This is a genomic window from Stenotrophomonas sp. 86428_Sma, assembly GCF_056481585.1.
On record NZ_CM151156.1, the window covers coordinates 4,204,962 to 4,222,458 of the forward strand.

Below are 17,497 nucleotides of genomic sequence, written 5' to 3' on the forward strand. Positions count from 1 at the left end.
CCCTTCATCAGAAACGCAGGTCCGCGCGCAGGTACCAGTAGCGGCCACGCGGGATGTCGTAGGTCGAAGCGTCGTAACCGTTCAACGAGCACGACAGGCAGATCGGCGGATCCTTGTCGAACACGTTGTTCAGGCCAGCGGTCAGCTGCAGCCCCTTCATCCAGTCGATCTTGTAGCCCACCTGCATGTCATGGAAGGTGGTGGCCGACAGCGTATTGGTGCCTGCGGCCTGGTTGCTGCAGACCGGGAATACAGAGGCGTCACCGCAGTTCTCGGTCAATTCGGAGATATGCCGAACGGTCCAGTTGGCACTCCAACGGTCCAGCGTCCAGCCGATGCTGGCATTGCTGGTCCATTCCGGAATCGAGCTGTCGGCCACTTCCACGCCCGGCTTCTGCGGCTGCTTCTGGCCCGCCGCACCGGTGGCCTCGTAGCGGCCGACGAACGTGTTCTTCCAGCCCAGTTTGAACTGGCCGATCGAGCTCTGCGGCAACGTCCAGAACAGATCCACGTCCCAGCCATCGGTCTTGATCGAGCCGAGATTGGTCAGGCGGTTGTTGAAGCTGCTCACTGCACCGGTATTGGCGCGGGTGATGCCATCGCAGTAGATCGGATCCAGCGTTTCCACGCACAGGTCCAGCTGGGTCTGCGCGTTGATTGCCTGGATCGCGCCATCGATGGCATGGCGATAGAAGGTCACCTCCACGTCGAAGCGCTCGGACCACGAGGTGTTGTTGCCAAACCACGGGCTCCACACGAATCCGGCACTGAAACTGCGCGAGCGCTCCGGATCCAGCTCGCGGTTGCCGCCGGTGGTCACCGAGATCTGCGAGTTGGCCTGCTGGAAGCCGGCCGGCACGCCCAGCGCGGCACAGTTGGCGGCGCTGCCGCGCGGCGGCGTACCGCCCAGGCCCACCGAGCATGGATCGAACAACTGCAGGTCGGCACGCGCGGCCGAACCGTACAACTCACCGATCGACGGTGCACGGAAGCCCTCGGCATAGGTCGTGCGCAGCACGAAATCGTCGGTCACCTGCCAACGCAGGCCGTACTTGGGCGTGAACTCGCCACCGAAGGTGGAGTAGTCCGAATAGCGGCCGGCCAGGCTCAGGTCCAGCTTCTTGCCGAATGAAGAGTCGGCGAAGATCGGCACGCTCAACTCCAGGTAGGCCTCGTTGACGTCATACGAGCCGGACGTCGGCTGCGAAGGCACGCCGTTGTAGTGGCCCGCCACCGTCAGCGGATCGGGCTGGTACGAACCCTCGTACTTGCGATACTCGAAGCCGGTAGCGAACGACACCGGGCCGGCCGGCAGCGTGAACAGGTCGCTGGACAGGTTGGCGGTGAACAGGCTCAGCTCGTTCTGGCTGCGGTCACGCACCACCGGCTGGATCCACTTCAGCATGTCCGGAGTGATCGAACCGGCACCGCCGAAGATGTTCAGCGGCACGCAGCCCGGCGTCGCCGCACAGACGGACGGATCGCCCAGCGCCATGTTGACGTTGTAGATGTTGTAGCTGCCGTAGTTGGTCTGTTCGGCCTTGTTCTTGCTGTACATGCCGTTGACGTCCCAGTACCAGCTGCGGTCAGCCGCCTGGAAGTTGCCGACGAAGCCGGTGGCGAAATACGTGGTGTCCACTTCCTGCTTGAACACGCGCGCGCCGCCTTCTACTGGACGGCGACCGATCAGGCTCAGGTTGTCACCCGAGACCAGGTCGAAGCCGAACGGGTTGTACGGGTTGAGCGCAGACACGGTGATGTTGTCGGCCAGCGGATTGCCGGTGGCGCCATCGGGACCGAAGAACAGCGGCTCCGGGCCGGCCTGGTTGGTCGACTCACGGCGGTTGCCCAGTGCCTTGACGTACCACTGCACGTTGTCGGTGATGTCGAAGCGGAACTGACCGAACAGGCCTTTACGCTCCGACGGTGTCAGCACCATGTTGTATTCGGCGAAGTTGAAGCGATCAGCACTGGTGAAGCAGTGATAGTCATCGGTGCGCGCGCAGCCGGCACTGCCGTCGTAGCGCGGGTTGCTCACGCCGGTATTGGGCACGATGTTCTGCACCGCACCGGTGTTCGGGTCGGTGAACATGAAACGGCCCTGCGGAATGCCACCGCTGCCGAAGGCCAGGCCGGTGCCGGGAATCGGGAAGCGCGACTGCTCGCGGTCCTTGGCGAACACCGGATCCTGCTTGGTCCAGCTGGCGCCGAGGAACAGGCTGAAGCGATCACCGCTCTTGCCCCAGGCCAGGTCCACGCCCTTCTGCGTGCCATCGCCCTTGCTGTACTCGCCGTAGTTCAGGGTCACCTGGCCGCCATCGAAATCACGACGGGTGATGATGTTGACCACGCCGGCAATGGCATCGGAGCCGTACAGCGACGACGCGCCATCTTCGAGCACTTCGATGCGCTCGACGATGGCCAGCGGAATGGTGTTGAGGTCGGTGGCCGAGCCCACACCGGAGGCGGACGACTCATTGACCCAGCGGATGCCGTCAACCAGCACCAGCACGCGCTTGGCGCCCAGATGGCGCAGGTCCACCTGCGCCGAGCCAGCACCTACACCACTGCCATCGGGCGGGAAGCCGAAGTTGCCGGACGAATTGAACTTGGCATTGAGCGCGGAACCGGAACCGGTGAGCTGCTGCAGCACTTCGCCGATCGAGGTCAGGCCGGTGCGTTCGATATCACCGCGGGTCAGCGTCTGGATCGGCACCTGGCCTTCGACTTCAGCGCGCTTGATGCGGGTACCGGTGACTTCCACCGCATCGAGGTTGGTGGTGGATTGTGCAGCGGCACCCAACGGTGCCAGGGTCATCACGCACAGCGCGACGGCAACCGCCAAAGGGCGGTGGTGCAGGTGATTCATTCGCTCTCTCTCCAAAGGAATGTCGGGACATGGGCTGCCGCACTCCCTCCCTGCATGGCGGCGCCGTCTCCTTTGTAAACAAGTGGTAAAAATCGCGGCGTGATGATCGACACTCTTTCACGCGGAATTGACGCAATTGCAGGCCGATTGCGTCAGATGGCTGCAGGTTATGACCGGACGATATTGTTCACGACAGGCAGCCTTGATGCCGGCTGCGACAGCGCACGCCGGGGGCCACCGCATTCATGGAAAAGGTCTCTGCCGGACCGTTTCAGGAATAGTTTGAAATTCCCTCTTTCAGAAGGCGCCGCTAGTCGGTCCAGCGCAGACTCGCACCTCCAGCCATTCGCGGGAGGGTCGATCATGAAAGCGGTGAGTGCGGTGCTGGGTGTCACGACGGTGATGACGCTGCTTTTTTCCCTGGCGGGCGAATCGAGAGCAGGCGGCGTGATCGAGTGCAACAACTGCCCCTCTCCCAGCGATGCGGCCTTGGCCTCGGGAGAGGGATTGACGGTTGTGGTGGATTTCGAGAGAGCCGAATTGACTGCTTTCGACGTTGAACGTGCCCCTGGGACCGGAAGGTGGCGAGCACATCCAACCCCGGTTCCAGCGCAGATTGAAATGGCCTTTCTGCGGATCCTGGATGCGACGCTGTCAGCAGGGGAAGCGCCGCCCATGCGGCAATCACCGCATGAGCGGCAGTGAGACATCGCACTACCGCACGAACGCAATGCGCTCCATGCCGGTCGCCTCGGCTGCGGCCAGAATCCTCGCCATGCCTTCGTATTCGGCCGCCGGATCGGTGGCGATACGCAGCTCCGGCAGGTTGCCGGCATGTTCGCCCGCCTGTGCCTGCAGGCGCGCCTGCAGCTCACTGATCACCATCGGCTGACCATTCCAGCTGAGCTGGTTGGCAGCGTCCAGGCGCAGCTCGATCGGCGGTGGCGGTTCGGGACGGTCGACCACGCGATCGGTGGCCTGTGGCAACTGCACGGCTATCGGCCGGGCCACGATCGGCGCGGTCACGATGAAGATGATCAACAGCACCAGCATCACATCCACCAGTGGCGTGACATTGATGTCCGCCAGCGGGCCGCTTCTTCCTGCGCTACTGAACGCCATGTGCCGCTCCCTGCAGCCGGGCCGTTCGCCCAAGCTCGACACTACGTCGCCCGCAGGCTCGCGAGGCAGTGCCTGCAGCACGAGCATTCAGCTGCCGTTGCCGACCCATCGCGTGCACGCAATGCGAAACTGAATTCAGCCAATGCCCGCTATGCTGCCCGCCATGACCCGACGCTCTTCGACCGCCCTGTCCCTGCTGCCCTTGGCCACCACGCTGCTGATCGGCTGCGCCAATGCCCAGTCCCTCGACGCGCAGAACGCGCAGCTGAAGGCCGCGATCGCTGCCGCCGAACGCGGCCAGTTCGATCCCGGCCAGGCCGCCGCACTCAGCCGCCATCCTGCATACGGCTGGCTGGAGTACGCCAACCTGCGCCGCAACATCGACACCGTCGATACCGCGCAGGCGCAGGCCTTCCTCAAGCGCTATGACGGCCAGGCCGTGGCCACCACGTTCCGCAGCGTATGGCTGCCCTCGGTCGCACGCCGCCAGGACTGGCCGACCCTGCTCGCCAACTGGGCGCCCACCGACAACGCCGGCCTGCGCTGTGCGCAGCTGACCGCGCGCCAGGTGACCGGTAAGGTCGATCCGCAGTGGATCAGTGAAGCGCAGGATCTGTGGCGCAAGAACGGCAAGTCGCTGCCGGACGGCTGTGATGCCGTTTTTGCCGTGCTGCAGGCACAGGGTGGTCTGAGCGACGCCCTGCGCTGGGAACGCATCGACGCTGCCGCCGACGCCCAGCAACCCGCTGTGATGCGCAGCGCCGCACGGGGCCTGCCTGCCACCGACCTGGCGCTGGCCAACAATTACGCGGCCTTTGTCGACAAGCCCAATGCCAGCGCATTGAACTGGCCGCGCAACGAGCGCAGCCGGCGCATCGCCACTGATGGCCTGGCCAAGCTGGCCAAGGCCGATCCCGGCGCCACCGAACAGCAGCTGCCTCAGTACGCGCAGGCACTGGGCCTGAGTGCCGACCAGCAGGGCCAGGTGCTGTACCAGATCGCACTGTGGACGGTGGCGTCCTACCTGCCCGATTCGGCGCGCCGTCTCAATGCGGTGCCGGAATCGGCTTACGACGAACGCCTGCACGAATGGCGCGTGCGCGAAGCGATGTCGCGCGGCGACTGGCCGGCAGCGCTGACCGCGATCCGCAAGATGGGCAGCAAGCAGCGCAGCGACCCGCGCTGGCGCTACTTCGAAGGCCGCATGCTGGAGAAGACCGGCCAGGCCCAACAGGCGCAGCCGCTATTCCGCGAGGCCGCGCGCGCACCGACCTTCCATGGTTTCCTCGCCGCCGACAAACTGCAGCAGGGCTACACGCTGTGCCCGTGGAAGCCGAACGACAGCGCGCAGGCACAAGCGGTGATCGCGCGCGACCCAGCCATCCAGCGCGCGATGGCGCTGTACCAGATCGACCGCGCCGGCTGGGCCGTGGCCGAATGGAACAGTGCGCTGTCGCGCTTCGATGACACCCAGCGCCGCCTCGCCGTTCGCGTGGCGCAGGACAATGGCTGGTTCGACCGCGCCGTGTTCGCACTCGGCAAGCAGCCGCAGGAACAGCGCCTGTACGACCTGCGCTTCCCGCTGCACCACGACGCCACCATCCGCCGCGAATCGGCACGCAACGCGATCGATCCGGCCTGGGTGGCGGCAGAGATCCGCGCCGAGAGCACCTTCACCCCGCGCGCGCGCTCGCCTGCCAACGCCATGGGCCTGATGCAGGTGCTGCCGGCCACCGGTGCCGGCGTGGCCAAGTCGATCGGCCTGACCGGCTACGGCGGCGCCGACAGCCTGTACGACCCGGACACCAACATCGCCATCGGTACCGCCTATCTGCGCCAGCTGATGAACAAGTACGACGGTCTGCCGTACGTGACCATCGCCGCCTACAACGCCGGCCCGACCCCGACCGCGCGTTGGCAGGGCCAGCGCCCGGGTTATGACCCGGACCTGTGGATCGAGACCATCAGCTACAAGGAAACCCGCGAGTACGTCGCGCGCGTGCTGGCCTTCAGCGTGATCTACGACTGGCGCCTCAATGGTGATGCGCTGCCTCTGAGCGACCGTCTGATGGGCCGCCTGGTGGACAAGCGCAAGAGCTTCAGCTGCGCCGCCAACGCGGACCAGGGCGGCGATTGATCGCACTGCGGTCGTGCCGGCCGCTGGCCGGCTTCGGCCATTATCCAAGGGTTGCCGGCCAGCGGCCGGCACTACCCGGCATCCGTTTCCCGGGGAGGGGAAAGCGATGAGCCTGCTGGCCTGGATCGGGATATTCGCCGCCTGGAGCCTGTTCGCCACCTGGGTGCTGCGCTGGGGTGGCGCGGCCTGGATGGAAGGCTGGAAGTCACTGGCCTTCGTCGACAGCTGGGGCAGCCTGTGGGACGAAGCGCAGATCAAGCTCTACTTCCTCTGCCTGTGGATCGTCTACGGCCTGTGGTTCCTGGCCGGCCTGTTCGTGCCGGAGTGGCGCGGCCTGCCGTGATTCCTCTTCATCGGTAGTGCCGGCCGCTGGCCGGCAACCGCCATTGTCCAAGGGTTGCCGGCCAGCGGCCGGCACTACCGATGCTCATGCACCTACCGTGCGATCATCCTCCCATGAAGATCTATCTTGTCGGCGGCGCCGTGCGCGACCGCCTGCTGCAACGCCCTGCCGGCGACCGCGACTGGGTGGTGGTCGGTGCCACGCCCGCGCAGATGGAGGCGCAGGGCTACACCGCCGTCGGCCGCGATTTCCCGGTGTTCCTGCATCCGAAGACGGGTGAGGAATACGCGCTGGCGCGCACCGAGCGCAAATCCGGCCGTGGCTATCGCGGCTTCGTGGTCGATGCCGATCCGGCGGTGACGCTGGAAGAGGACCTGCAGCGCCGCGACTTCACCATCAACGCGATCGCCTGCGATGAGGAAACCGGCACGCTGGTCGATCCTTACGGTGGCGTTCGCGATCTTGAGCAGCGCGTGCTGCGCCACGTCGGCCCGGCGTTCGTGGAAGATCCACTGCGCGTGCTGCGCGCGGCGCGCTTCATGGCGCGCTTCGCGCCACTGGGCTTCACCGTCGCCGAAGAGACCATGGCGCTGATGCGCGAGGTCGCCGCCAGTGGCGAGCTGGACGCGCTGGTGCCGGAACGCGTCTGGCAGGAACTGCGCAAGGCGCTGGTCAGTGAACGGCCCTCCGCCTTCCTGCGCACGCTGCACGATGCGCAGGCACTGGGCCCGATCCTGCCCGAGCTCGAAGCGCTGTATGGCGTGCCGCAGCGTGCCGAATTCCATCCGGAAGTCGACACCGGCATCCACCAGGAAATGGTCAGCGACATGGCCGCGAAACTGGCACCGGGTGATGACCTGGTCGGCTTCGCTGCCCTCACCCACGACCTCGGCAAGGGCCTGACCCCGCCGGAGGAATGGCCACGCCACATCATGCACGAGCAGCGCGGCATCAAACCGCTGAAGGCATTGTGCGCGCGGTTGAAGATTCCCACCGAGCACCAGCAACTGGCCGAAGCGGTCTGCCGCGAGCACTTGAACGTGCACCGCATCGACGAACTGCGCGATGCCACCGTGCTGGAACTGCTGGGTCGCTGCGATGCATTGCGCCGGCCGGAACGCGTGGCCCGCATCACGCTGTGCTGCGAGGCCGACAAGCGCGGCCGGCTCGGTTTCGAGGATGCCGACTACCCACAGGGCGAAACGCTCAAGCGCCTGCACCAGGCGGCGCTGTCAGTGCAGGCCCGGGATCTGGATACCACGCATCTGAAGGGCCCGGCCATCGGTGAGGCACTGGCCAAGGCACGGGTGAAAGCCATCGCCGCCGCACGCTGAAGCCCTGGTAGTGCCGGCCGCTGGCCGGCACCTTCACATCGCCCGTCTATCGACGACGCTTGCGCGAGAAGTGGTCGACTGCATGAGCACCCAACAAGATAGGTTGCATCAAGAGGAAGAGCCAACCACCCAACCGGAGCGTCTCCACCGGATTGAACCGGGTGATGAACGCAGCTGCCAGTGCCAAACCCGCAAGAAGGCCGATCTCATAGACCCACAGCGATCGGTTAGAACGCTTGCCCACGATGCTCCTCTCCATTGAACAGGACGCACTTGCAAGCCATCGCCGCCGTCCGGCATCACGGGTAGTGCCGGCCGCTAGCCGGCAACCAGACAATCCCTGGATTCAGTGCGCCATGCCGCGGGTGATCGCCGCTGCACGCTGCTTCAGCTGGGCCACGGCATCGGGAATCATCTCCATGCCCACGTCCAGGCCCGGGTTCAGCACCAGGCCGACGCCGTCGCCGATACCGGCCAACAGCGCGTGCACCGCGATCGGCATGGCATGCGCAAACTGCGGCAGCTGCTCGTGCCACAGGCCGGCGCGCTCGGGGGCGGTGAACACCGCGAACATCGGCTCGCCGCTCTCGCTGGTCAGCACCAGCGGCGAGATGCTCTCGTCCCAGGCGCCATCTTCGCCGATGGCCTTGTCCAGCAGCACGAATGCCGTCGAGGTCAGCAGGCCGTCGAGGAACTGCGCTGCGGTCAGCGTGCCGTCCTGGGCCTGCAGCAGGCGCACCTCGAGGTCGTTGAGGGGTTCGAACGGGGTGTCGTGGTCCATGGTCGGTTCCGGTACGTGATTGCAGGGCAGACTTTAACAGGCCCGCTCCTCAACCGAGGAATCCATGACGCCACAGCCAGCCCAGCGCCGCCAGACCGGCCACCACCACCAGCATCAGCGGCAGGCCGAAGCGGTGCCGCCACGGGATCGGCACCCCGCCCAGCTGCTGGTCCATGGTGTCGGTGTCCAGCACCCAGCCGTGCCCGCACCGGCTGCAGGCCAGCTCGTAGCGGCGATGGTAGGTGAGGCCGAACAGCAGGTCGATGCGCGCCATCTTGTAGCGCAGCTGGGGCGCGAACCCGGTTTCCGTCTGGCAGCGCAGGCAGTGGTGGGCTTCGGTCGGGCCGACCACCATCACCCGTTCCTGCTGGCCGATCAGGATCATGGATCAGCGGCCCTGGCAGGCGGGTTGGGCCAGCAGCCAGGCTTGGGCGGCGGCAAGGGTGGCGGCATCACCCTCGATGCGCTGGTCGGGCTCGATCTTCAACCCATCACCACGATCATTGCGGTCGCGCATCACGGTGGTGGTCAACAACAGGCGGCTGCCATCGGCCAGTGTGCGCACGTTGTTGCCAGTCGAGACCCCTGCCGTCGGCTGGCCGAAGCTGCGCGTCTGCGCGCGGCCACGCCACGCCAGCGCCGAGGCCTCGCCCGAACTGCCGGTACGCTGTCCGAACAGCACCGCCACCGGCGCGCCAGGCTGCCGCAGCACATAGCCGGTCTGGCCGAAGTCCAGCACCGGCTTGCCTGCACGCTGCACGGCGGTCGCGGTCAACGTCCAGCGCTCCGGCCCCTGTGCGGTTTCGAACGACCCCACATCTTCGTTGTTCACCACCGAGGTGCGCAGCAGCGGTGCCATGCCCAGCAGCATCGGCCACATGTTGCCACCGCTGTTGTCACGCAGGTCGACGATCCAGCCACAGCGCATGCCGTCGTCCTTGCTGCGGATGACCTGCTGCCACCGCGCGGCGCGCTGGATGTTCTGGCGGAACGCTTCCTGTGGCGTCGCGCCGGGCGTGGAGGCATATCCCTCGATGACCAACCAGCCGATGCGCGCATCCACCGCATCGGCGGCCTTGGCCCTTTCCACGGCGGCGGCGCCGACCTGCTGCGCGCGCGCAAGGGATTCGCTCTGGCGCTGGGTCGTCGTCCATACGCCATGATTGCCCGTGCTGACCGCAATGGCTTCGCGCAGCAACGCCAGCCGCTTCACGGGGTCACCCTGCACCGATTGCAGTCGTGTGCGGGTGCCAGGCCAGTCCACCCGGTCGCGATACAGCGCCTGCCGTTCAAGCAGGTTGAGGATCTCGGCCTCCGCCTCCGGCGAGGGCACCTCGATTGCCTTGGGCGTATCGGCCATGGCGTTGGCAGCCACCAGCGCGATCACCAGCGCACCAATGCGACGCACTCCCTTGCGAACCTGCATGTGACGTTTCCTTGTCGTTGAGGCAGGCGCACAGCATAGCCCGCAGGTGATGGCTTTCGCCATGCGCGGACTGTCGTATCTGGCCCCGCCGCGGATTGCAGCAAGACAGCTTGCACGCGATCAGTAGATTGCAACTTTGCCCATGTCATCGCCACCTAGAACGCGAGAAGGTTGCCTCCGTCGGCGCCTCCTGCGCTGGCCGGGATTGGCGTCCTGAATGAAGCTACCTGAAGTCGGGCTTGCGACCATGTCGCGGGCTCGAATAATGCACCGTCCGTCGTCCTGCGGCGGGCGGTGCGTGGGGATCCTTCCGATCCGCCGGCTTCGTTTCCTTTGGGTAGCTTCACCGGCACGCCAACCCGCACCGCCCGCCACCTTGCATCCCTGCAGGTGGCCCAGCCTTGTGAGGTTGCTGCCATGACCACGCTCTACCCCACCTACCCACGTCTGTATGTACTGCTCGGTGCCGCAATGCCCGGCCTGCAGCTCTCCAATGCCGCAGCCGAAGCGTTGGAAGATGCGCTCACAGAAGCCCATGAACACGCTCCGCCGCCGGCCTTCTTCGCCCGGTTGCACGGCATCGCGCAAAGCCACGCCGCCGATGGTCAGGTCTGGCGCGAACGGCAACTCAGCGATGTGCGTGGCCGGGAACTGGCGGAGGCGACGCGCTGCTTGGCAGCATTGTCTGTGTGCGGCGGGGTACTGCTGGCTGCACAGTCGGCGCGCGAGACGGACGATGCGCAGGCGCAGTGTCCGCCACAGGTGGAGGAAGGCCTGCTGCACGCGGCAGTGGTGTTGGCCGATCATGCCAGCGCGCTGGTGGCGCCGGGTGCATGCGCGGGGTAATGGCACCGATGGATTCGTGCCGACCAAGGTCGACACCTCACAGAGCGGGTCATGAAATCCATACCCGGCGCTACCAGTCCGCGCGCAGGCCGATGTTGCCTTCGATGATGCGGCGCTTCTCGTTGCGGTCACTGCCCAGTTCGCGCGTGTAGTCGGCCACGGCGTACGCGCTGATGGTGCGATTGAAGCGCCCGACCACACCTACGCCTGCTTCCAGTGCACGCGAGCGCTGCGAATTGATGATCGTGTCGTTGTCGAAGCCGACGCGGTCCTCGCCGGAACGGCCATGCCAGTAATTGAGCTTGAAGTACGGTTGCCAGCCGTTGTCGGCCAACTGGTAATCGCCGGCCAGGCGCAGGCCGATGCGGCCGGTCCAGGCATTGTCGTTGTCGAAACGCACGCTCGATACTTCATCGCGGCGGTCGTCCAGCGAGGTGCGCTGCCAGATCACCTGCACCTGCGGTTCCAGCCACCATGCGGACTGACCGAAGTGCAGCAGCGGCTTGCCCGCCTCCACCGACACGCTGGTGCCATCGCCCTTGATCCCGAAGCCTAGCCCACGCGAGGAGCGTACGCGGCCGTCGTAACGGCTCTGCATCGCCACGGCGTCGATGTAGCCACCGCTGCTGTCGGTGAACGTCCAGTACAGGCCCACGTGCTTGTCGTCCAAGCGGTTCTGCCCCACCTGCACGTTCTCCCAGCCGAGTGCCAGGCCGGTGGTCTTGCCCTGCGCGCGGGTGCGGCCGACGAACACGCCGATCTGGTTGCGATGATTGTCAGACGCTGCGGCCCACACATCCAGACCGGCCTGCAGGCCCATCACATCGCCATCGAAGCCGGGCTTCGCATCACCCTTCCAGTGGATCTCGCTGCTCTGCCCCACCAACCGGCCCCACGCGGTGCGGAATGCGCCCTGGTTGTACAGCAGGCGCTGCTCGCCCTGCCGCTCATGGAACGTGCCGAGGCTGGCCAGCGAGGTCTCGCGCAGCAGCGGCGGCACCACGGCGTAGGTGGCGGTTTCCACGCGGTACAGCGGCACCACTGCGCCCTCGGCGGGGCGCGCGCCCGGCGTCGGCGGCGTACCGGTACCGGGCAGGCTGCCACCCGCCACCGGCACATCCGGCACCGCCGGATCACTGGGCGGCGCCACCGGCACGGGTTCCGGCGGCGGTGGTGGCGGCGCGGTCTCGCCTGCGGTCAGATCCGAATCGGTGGCGCCTTCGGGCGGCGGTGGCGGTGCCGGGGTGATCGGTGGTGGGGGTGCGACGGGCGGCGTCGGCGGCGGCGGCACGCCATTGATACCGCTTCCGTTGGGCGCCGGTGCAGGCCCGGCCACCACGGTCGAGCGCAGGTACCAGTTCTCGCTGGTACCGGCACTGACACCGCCCTTGAACAGGAAGTACTCGTAGGCACCGGCCGCAACCGGCGCGAACAGCGAGAACGCGCCCGGCGCGGTACGGCCACCATTCAACGCCTGCACCACCAGGATGCCATCGGCCAGCGTGGCCGCGCCGCTGCCGCCGGCATTGAGCACGCCGATGCCGGTGGTGCCGGTGGCGGTACCGCCATCGATCACCAGGCGGTCGCTGGTGGAATTGTCCGCGCCGAGCACGGTACGCAGGTACAGGCCGCCACCGTCACCGCGGTAGTTGCCACGCACGGTGAACACGTCGCCGGCGCCGGCACCGGTCAGGTCGATGCGCCCGGCATTGACCATCTCCACCAGTGCGCCACTGTTGAACGGACGGACGGCATGGCCGCCACTGCCCGCGTAGACAGTGCTGGTGTCATCCACCGTGAGCGTGCCGGTGCCGGTTCCGCTGTCACCCAGCACCAGATCACCATCGAAGGTCAGCTCGGTGCTGTTGGCCAGGCTGATTGTCTCCCAGTTCTGGAAGCGTCCCACGCCCGCAGCCTTGACGTTGTTGAAGTTGAGCTGATCGATGCCACTGCCACCGTCGAACAGCGGCACTGCACCAAGGTTGCCTTGGTTGAGGTTGCTGAGGTTGGCCACGTCGTTGTCCGGCCCCATGTCGATCGCGCCGTAGACGATGCCGCCGCCGTTCCAGTTGAAGGTGTCGTTGCCGGTACTGAGCAGTACCTGGCCGCGCACGGTGCCATCGGTGATGGTCACGCTGTCGGCACCACCACTGACACTGATGTTGCCGCCGATGTAGGCCGTACCCGAGATGATGATGGTGTCGGTGTCGAAGCCGGTGACCACGTTGCCCTCAACGATGCCGCCGGACTGATCCCACAGATTCTTGTCCAGCTTCATGTTGACGCGGCCGATGCGGCCAGCGGTCATCCAGGCCTGGTCGCCATCCTCGAACGCACCGACGATGCGGCCACCGCTCATGCGGAAGGTATCGATGTTGTCGCCCTGCTGCAGCGCGCCGATCGTGCCGCCACTCATGACGAAATCATCGCGGCCACTGCCCTGCACCACCACGCCGGTGACGGTGCCGCCGGTGACAGTCATCTGGTCATCGCCACCGCCCTGGTCGACGCTGTCGATCGTACCGTCACTGAGCAGCAGCACATCGTTTCCATCGCCCTGCAGGACGCCTCCGGTGATGCTGCCGGCCTGCATCTCGAGGCGATCGTTGCCCGCATCGAACTGCACGCCGGTCTGACCACTGATCGTTCCCCGATTGACCAGCACGCTGTCGCCTGCGCCGATGAACTGCAGGGCAATGTTGTTGCCGGTGCTGATGCTGCCGGTGTTGTCGACGCGGCTGCCACCCCCAAGCTGCACGGCCACACCGCCCACCGAACTGATCGCGCCCTGGTTTGACAGCAGGTGACCACCGGCACCGACCAGCGCGAGGGCCGATCCACCACCACTCTGCTGCAACTGGGCACCATTGCCGACGTTGACGGTGACGCCAGCCGCGCCACTGGCGGTAACGGGAGTGGTCTGCGGATTCGGTGCGTTGGCATCACAGGTGACCGTCTGGCCGGCGGTCGGTGTCGAGTTGTTACAGCCGGCCCAGGCGACGCTGGCGGTCGTCAGAAGCAGGGAGGGAACGGCGAGGGCCTGCAACACGGAAACAGCAAGGCGGCGCGGGCGGAACGCACGCGGAACGGCACGGGACATGGGGCACTCCTGGACGGGAAATCAGGAACTGCGTATGTGCGGCACTGCGCTTGCAGTCTGCCGTGTGGTGAACCGTTTCGACAGGTGAACTTGCGTGCAGAGAATCACAGTTCAGATGTGAAATCGCCCGGTCCTCACGCCAATGTGATGTGGCTGAAATCGTTCATTTTTTGGCACGTGGGGATCACGCGCAAAGCATCCACGCATGGCGTGGATCTACTGACCCTGCATCGCCAATCGATTCACTCATGGCACCTGGTAGATCCACGCCATGCGTGGATGCCGTTGGCAAATGGGGTCAGATCTTCAGATAGATCTTCCGCCGGTCCAGCCACCACGCCACGCCCCACCAAAGCGCGACGAACACCAGTGCCTGCAGCATCGACGCCAGTTCCAACGACTTTGGCATCGCGTTGGCCAGCTGCTGCCAGATCCAGCCCCAGGCGCCGGTCGCCATCAACACCACCGACATCACCGATGCCCCCAGGTACGCGGTGATCGCGTTGACACCGAAGCGCCGGCCAAGCGCGGGCCAGCCCTTCTGGTCGATCAGCACGTGGCCCAGCCACAGCGCCAGCGCCGCAAGACCGCCCGTCCACAGCACGTAACTGGGCGTCCACAGCTGTTTGTTCAGCGGCAACACGATGGCCAGCAACAGGCCGAGCACAGCGGTCGCCACGCCCAGCCCGGCCAATGCCGCCGAACGCCCGTTGCGCAGCAGGCCACCAGCAAGCAGGCCGAGCACCGTGCTGGCCAGCGCGCCCAGCGTACTCAGCAATCCTTCCGGGTCATGTCCCAGCCCGGTATCGGCATGCCACTGGTAGATCCACGGTGCGAACAGCGCGGTATCCAGACGACTGGCCGGATTGGTCCACGGCGCCAGATCGCCGACGCCCAGCAACACGGTATACCCCACCAGCAGACTGACCAGTACGGCCGCCTGTGCGCGCGGACGCGCATACACCGCCAGTACGCCCACCAGCGCCGCGCATACCGCGATCCGCTGCAGTACGCCCCATATGCGGAAGTGATGGGTATCCAGCGCCCACCAGATCAGCAGGTGCAGCAGCGCACCGGCCACCAGGATGCGCAGTGCGCGCTCCAGAACGCCGCGCGCCAGCGCGGGTCGTAAGGCCACGTCCAGCGCGCGTGGCGCCACGCTGAAGGCCATCGACACGCCGACCAGGAACAGGAAGAACGGGAACACCAGGTCGGTGGGCGTGCAGCCGTGCCATTCCGAATGACGCAGCGGCGCGAACACCGCACTCCAATCACCCGGGTTGTTGACCAGCAGCATTGCCGCCACGGTGATGCCGCGCAGGGCATCGATCGAGCCCAGCCGGCGTGGCGGCATACTGTTCATCAGGCGGCCTCGTACTGTCCGGCAATCCAGGTACCACGCACCTGCAGGGCGTCATCCAACAGGACCAGGTCGGCCTGGTAGCCCTCGGCGATGTGGCCGAGGCGGTCGTCAACGTTGAGGAACTGCGCCGGATAGGTCGAGGCCATGCGCGCGGCTTCGGCCAGCGGCTGGCCGAGCAGCTGCACGGTGTTGCGCACGGCAGTGGCCATGTCCAGCGCCGAACCGGCCAGCGAACCGGCCGCATTGCGCACCACGCCATCGATGGCGGTGATGGTTTCGCCGTACAGCACGTAACTGGGATCGTCGGCGCCAACCGGTGGCATCGCATCAGTCACCAGCAGCAGGCGGCCGCGCGGCTTGGCCGCCAGCGCCACGCGCAGGCTGGCCGGATGCACATGCACGCCATCGACGATGATGCCGATCCAGCTGTCGCGGTCTTCCAGCGCCGCGCCCACCGCGCCGGGCTCACGCCCCTGCAGCGGCGACATCGCGTTGTACAGGTGGGTGAAGCCGCGCACGCCGGCATCCAGGCCGGCGCGGATCTCTTCATAGGTGCCTGCGGTGTGGCCGGCGGCAACGATCACGCCGCGCTCGACCAGCGCGCGAATGGTCTCCAGCGGCACGCGTTCCGGTGCCAGCGTCAGCAGGGTCACGCCGTTGTCCAGCGATGCGGCCAGCGCAATCTCTGCTTCGTCGGGCACGCGGAACTTGCTGGCATCGTGCGTGCCCTTGCGGGCCGGCGCGATGTACGGTCCTTCCAGATGGATGCCGATCACCCCTGGCACACCCTGCGCGATCGCCTCGCGCATCGCATCGATGGCTTCACGCATCACGCCCACGTCATCGCTGATCAGCGTCGGCAGCATCGCGGTGGTACCGAAGCGACGGTGCGCCTGCGCGATGGTGCGCAGTGCCGCCACGTCCGGCGTGTTGTTGAACAGCGCGCCGCCGCCACCATTGACCTGCACATCGATGAAACCGGGCAGCAGCCAGCCACCGCCCAGATCAACCTGCTCGGCGGCCTGGCCCAGCTGCGGCGCTGCATCGGGCAGCAGCGCGCTGATGCGGCCGTGCTCGATCACCACCGCCAGATCATCGCGGAATTCGTCGCCTGCCAGGATGCGGGCATTGCGCAGGACCGTTGCCATCACACCGTCTCCGTGACCTTGTTCAGGTGCGGCGGCAGATCCGGATTGAAGCCGCGACGCAGCGCCAGCGCGTTGATCGCGCGGTAGAAGCTCTGCACGGTCAGCAGCGGTGCGCACAGCGGATGCGGCGCGGCCGCTACCGGCAGGTTGCCACCGGCACCGGCCATCCACACCTGTGCACCGCGCGCGGTGAATTCCTCGACGACGGCACGGGTGCCGGCGCCGGTTTCATCCGGCTGGGCAAAGGCCAGCACCGGGAAACCGCGGTCGACCAGCGCCATCGGGCCATGCTTCACTTCAGCCGAGCTGTAGGCTTCGGCATGCAGGCTGCAGGTTTCCTTGAACTTCAGTGCGGCTTCCTGCGCCGCGCCCAGGCCCAGGCCACGGCCGAGCACGAACAGGTTGGTCGCCTCGACCAGGCCCTCGGTCACCGGCGTCCAGTCGCACTGCCAGGCCTCGCGCATCGCGTCCGGCAGCAGGTCCAGCGCCGCACGCAGGCTTGCGTCCTGCTTCCAGTAGGCAGCCAGCTGCAGCAGCGCGGCCAGCGACGCCAGGTAGCTCTTGGTCGCCGCCACACTCTTCTCGGCACCGGCATGCAGCGGAATGACCGTATCGGCCAGCTGCGCCAGCGGCGAATCCTCGACGTTGACCAGTGCGATCACGCGCGCGCCGGCGGCCTTGGCAGCTTCCGCGTTGCGCAGCAGGTCCGGGCTCTTGCCCGACTGCGAGATGACGATGAACAGCGCGCCACGCAGCTGCAGCGGTGCGGCATAGACCGAACCCACCGACGGCGAAGCCGATGCGACCACCAGGCCCAGCTGGGTTTCCAGCAGGTACTTGCCATAGGTGGCGGCATGGTCGGAGCTGCCGCGTGCACAGGTGACCACGAACGGCGGCGGCGCCGCACGCAGGCTGGCGGCCAGGGTTTCCATGGTGGCGTGGTTGCGCGAGAACTGGCGCGCGACCACGTCGGCCGCTTCAGCGGCCTCGGCGAACATCAGGGTGGACGTGGGGTCTGACAGCGACAT

At 66.5% G+C, this 17,497-nt stretch carries 15 protein-coding genes; 5 read left to right on the top strand and 10 right to left on the bottom strand.

Annotated features, from left to right (window positions below):
• Nucleotides 1-7: 7 nt before the first annotated feature.
• Nucleotides 8-2,869: a TonB-dependent receptor gene (locus ACZK3J_RS19305; protein WP_032128961.1), complete on the bottom strand. Its 2,862-nt coding sequence runs from the start codon at nucleotides 2,867-2,869 to the stop codon at nucleotides 8-10.
• Nucleotides 2,870-3,232: 363 nt separating this feature from the next.
• Here ACZK3J_RS19305 and ACZK3J_RS19310 point away from each other — a divergent pair, with 363 nt between their 5' ends.
• Nucleotides 3,233-3,574, top strand: coding sequence for a hypothetical protein (locus tag ACZK3J_RS19310; RefSeq protein ID WP_458075493.1), 342 nt, complete (start codon nucleotides 3,233-3,235; stop codon nucleotides 3,572-3,574).
• A gap of 9 nt (nucleotides 3,575-3,583) precedes the next feature.
• Here ACZK3J_RS19310 and ACZK3J_RS19315 read toward each other — a convergent pair whose 3' ends face one another.
• Nucleotides 3,584-3,991: an ExbD/TolR family protein gene (locus ACZK3J_RS19315; protein ID WP_071229521.1), complete on the bottom strand. Its 408-nt coding sequence runs from the start codon at nucleotides 3,989-3,991 to the stop codon at nucleotides 3,584-3,586.
• Nucleotides 3,992-4,142: 151 nt separating this feature from the next.
• Here ACZK3J_RS19315 and ACZK3J_RS19320 point away from each other — a divergent pair, with 151 nt between their 5' ends.
• From ACZK3J_RS19320 to ACZK3J_RS19330, 3 genes are all read left to right on the top strand, one after another.
• Complete coding sequence (locus ACZK3J_RS19320) at nucleotides 4,143-6,128, top strand: transglycosylase SLT domain-containing protein (protein WP_277779326.1); 1,986 nt, start codon at nucleotides 4,143-4,145, stop codon at nucleotides 6,126-6,128.
• A 106-nt stretch (nucleotides 6,129-6,234) separates the two neighbouring features.
• Nucleotides 6,235-6,471: a hypothetical protein gene (locus tag ACZK3J_RS19325; protein ID WP_049429401.1), complete on the top strand. Its 237-nt coding sequence runs from the start codon at nucleotides 6,235-6,237 to the stop codon at nucleotides 6,469-6,471.
• A gap of 113 nt (nucleotides 6,472-6,584) precedes the next feature.
• Nucleotides 6,585-7,805 (top strand): multifunctional CCA addition/repair protein, encoded by a 1,221-nt coding sequence (locus tag ACZK3J_RS19330; RefSeq protein ID WP_478476184.1) that lies wholly within the window; start codon nucleotides 6,585-6,587, stop codon nucleotides 7,803-7,805.
• A 46-nt stretch (nucleotides 7,806-7,851) separates the two neighbouring features.
• Here ACZK3J_RS19330 and ACZK3J_RS19335 read toward each other — a convergent pair whose 3' ends face one another.
• The 4 genes from ACZK3J_RS19335 to ACZK3J_RS19350 form a co-directional block, all read right to left on the bottom strand.
• Entirely contained in the window at nucleotides 7,852-8,049 is a 198-nt protein-coding gene (locus ACZK3J_RS19335; protein ID WP_125895627.1) for a hypothetical protein, read from the bottom strand.
• A 102-nt stretch (nucleotides 8,050-8,151) separates the two neighbouring features.
• Nucleotides 8,152-8,586 (bottom strand): SseB family protein, encoded by a 435-nt coding sequence (locus ACZK3J_RS19340; RefSeq protein ID WP_005419309.1) that lies wholly within the window; start codon nucleotides 8,584-8,586, stop codon nucleotides 8,152-8,154.
• A gap of 49 nt (nucleotides 8,587-8,635) precedes the next feature.
• A complete protein-coding gene (locus tag ACZK3J_RS19345; RefSeq protein WP_149908672.1) occupies nucleotides 8,636-8,971 on the bottom strand; it encodes a hypothetical protein in 336 nt (111 codons plus the stop codon).
• A gap of 3 nt (nucleotides 8,972-8,974) precedes the next feature.
• Nucleotides 8,975-10,012 (bottom strand): S41 family peptidase, encoded by a 1,038-nt coding sequence (locus tag ACZK3J_RS19350; protein WP_134951226.1) that lies wholly within the window; start codon nucleotides 10,010-10,012, stop codon nucleotides 8,975-8,977.
• A gap of 417 nt (nucleotides 10,013-10,429) precedes the next feature.
• Here ACZK3J_RS19350 and ACZK3J_RS19355 point away from each other — a divergent pair, with 417 nt between their 5' ends.
• A complete protein-coding gene (locus tag ACZK3J_RS19355; protein ID WP_478476185.1) occupies nucleotides 10,430-10,858 on the top strand; it encodes a hypothetical protein in 429 nt (142 codons plus the stop codon).
• 70 nt (nucleotides 10,859-10,928) lie between these two features.
• On the opposite strand, the gene ACZK3J_RS19360 is transcribed toward ACZK3J_RS19355, so the two are convergent.
• The 4 genes from ACZK3J_RS19360 to ACZK3J_RS19375 form a co-directional block, all read right to left on the bottom strand.
• Nucleotides 10,929-13,958, bottom strand: a complete 3,030-nt coding sequence (locus tag ACZK3J_RS19360; RefSeq protein WP_478476186.1) for an autotransporter family protein — start codon at nucleotides 13,956-13,958, stop codon at nucleotides 10,929-10,931.
• Nucleotides 13,959-14,256: 298 nt separating this feature from the next.
• A complete protein-coding gene (locus ACZK3J_RS19365) occupies nucleotides 14,257-15,321 on the bottom strand; it encodes an acyltransferase family protein (protein ID WP_478476187.1) in 1,065 nt (354 codons plus the stop codon).
• A complete protein-coding gene (nagA, locus tag ACZK3J_RS19370; RefSeq protein ID WP_149908675.1) occupies nucleotides 15,321-16,469 on the bottom strand; it encodes an N-acetylglucosamine-6-phosphate deacetylase in 1,149 nt (382 codons plus the stop codon). The genes ACZK3J_RS19365 and nagA overlap by 1 nt, the downstream gene beginning before the upstream one ends.
• Nucleotides 16,469-17,497 (bottom strand): SIS domain-containing protein, encoded by a 1,029-nt coding sequence (locus ACZK3J_RS19375; RefSeq protein ID WP_049400482.1) that lies wholly within the window; start codon nucleotides 17,495-17,497, stop codon nucleotides 16,469-16,471. Before ACZK3J_RS19375 ends, nagA begins: the two co-directional genes overlap by 1 nt.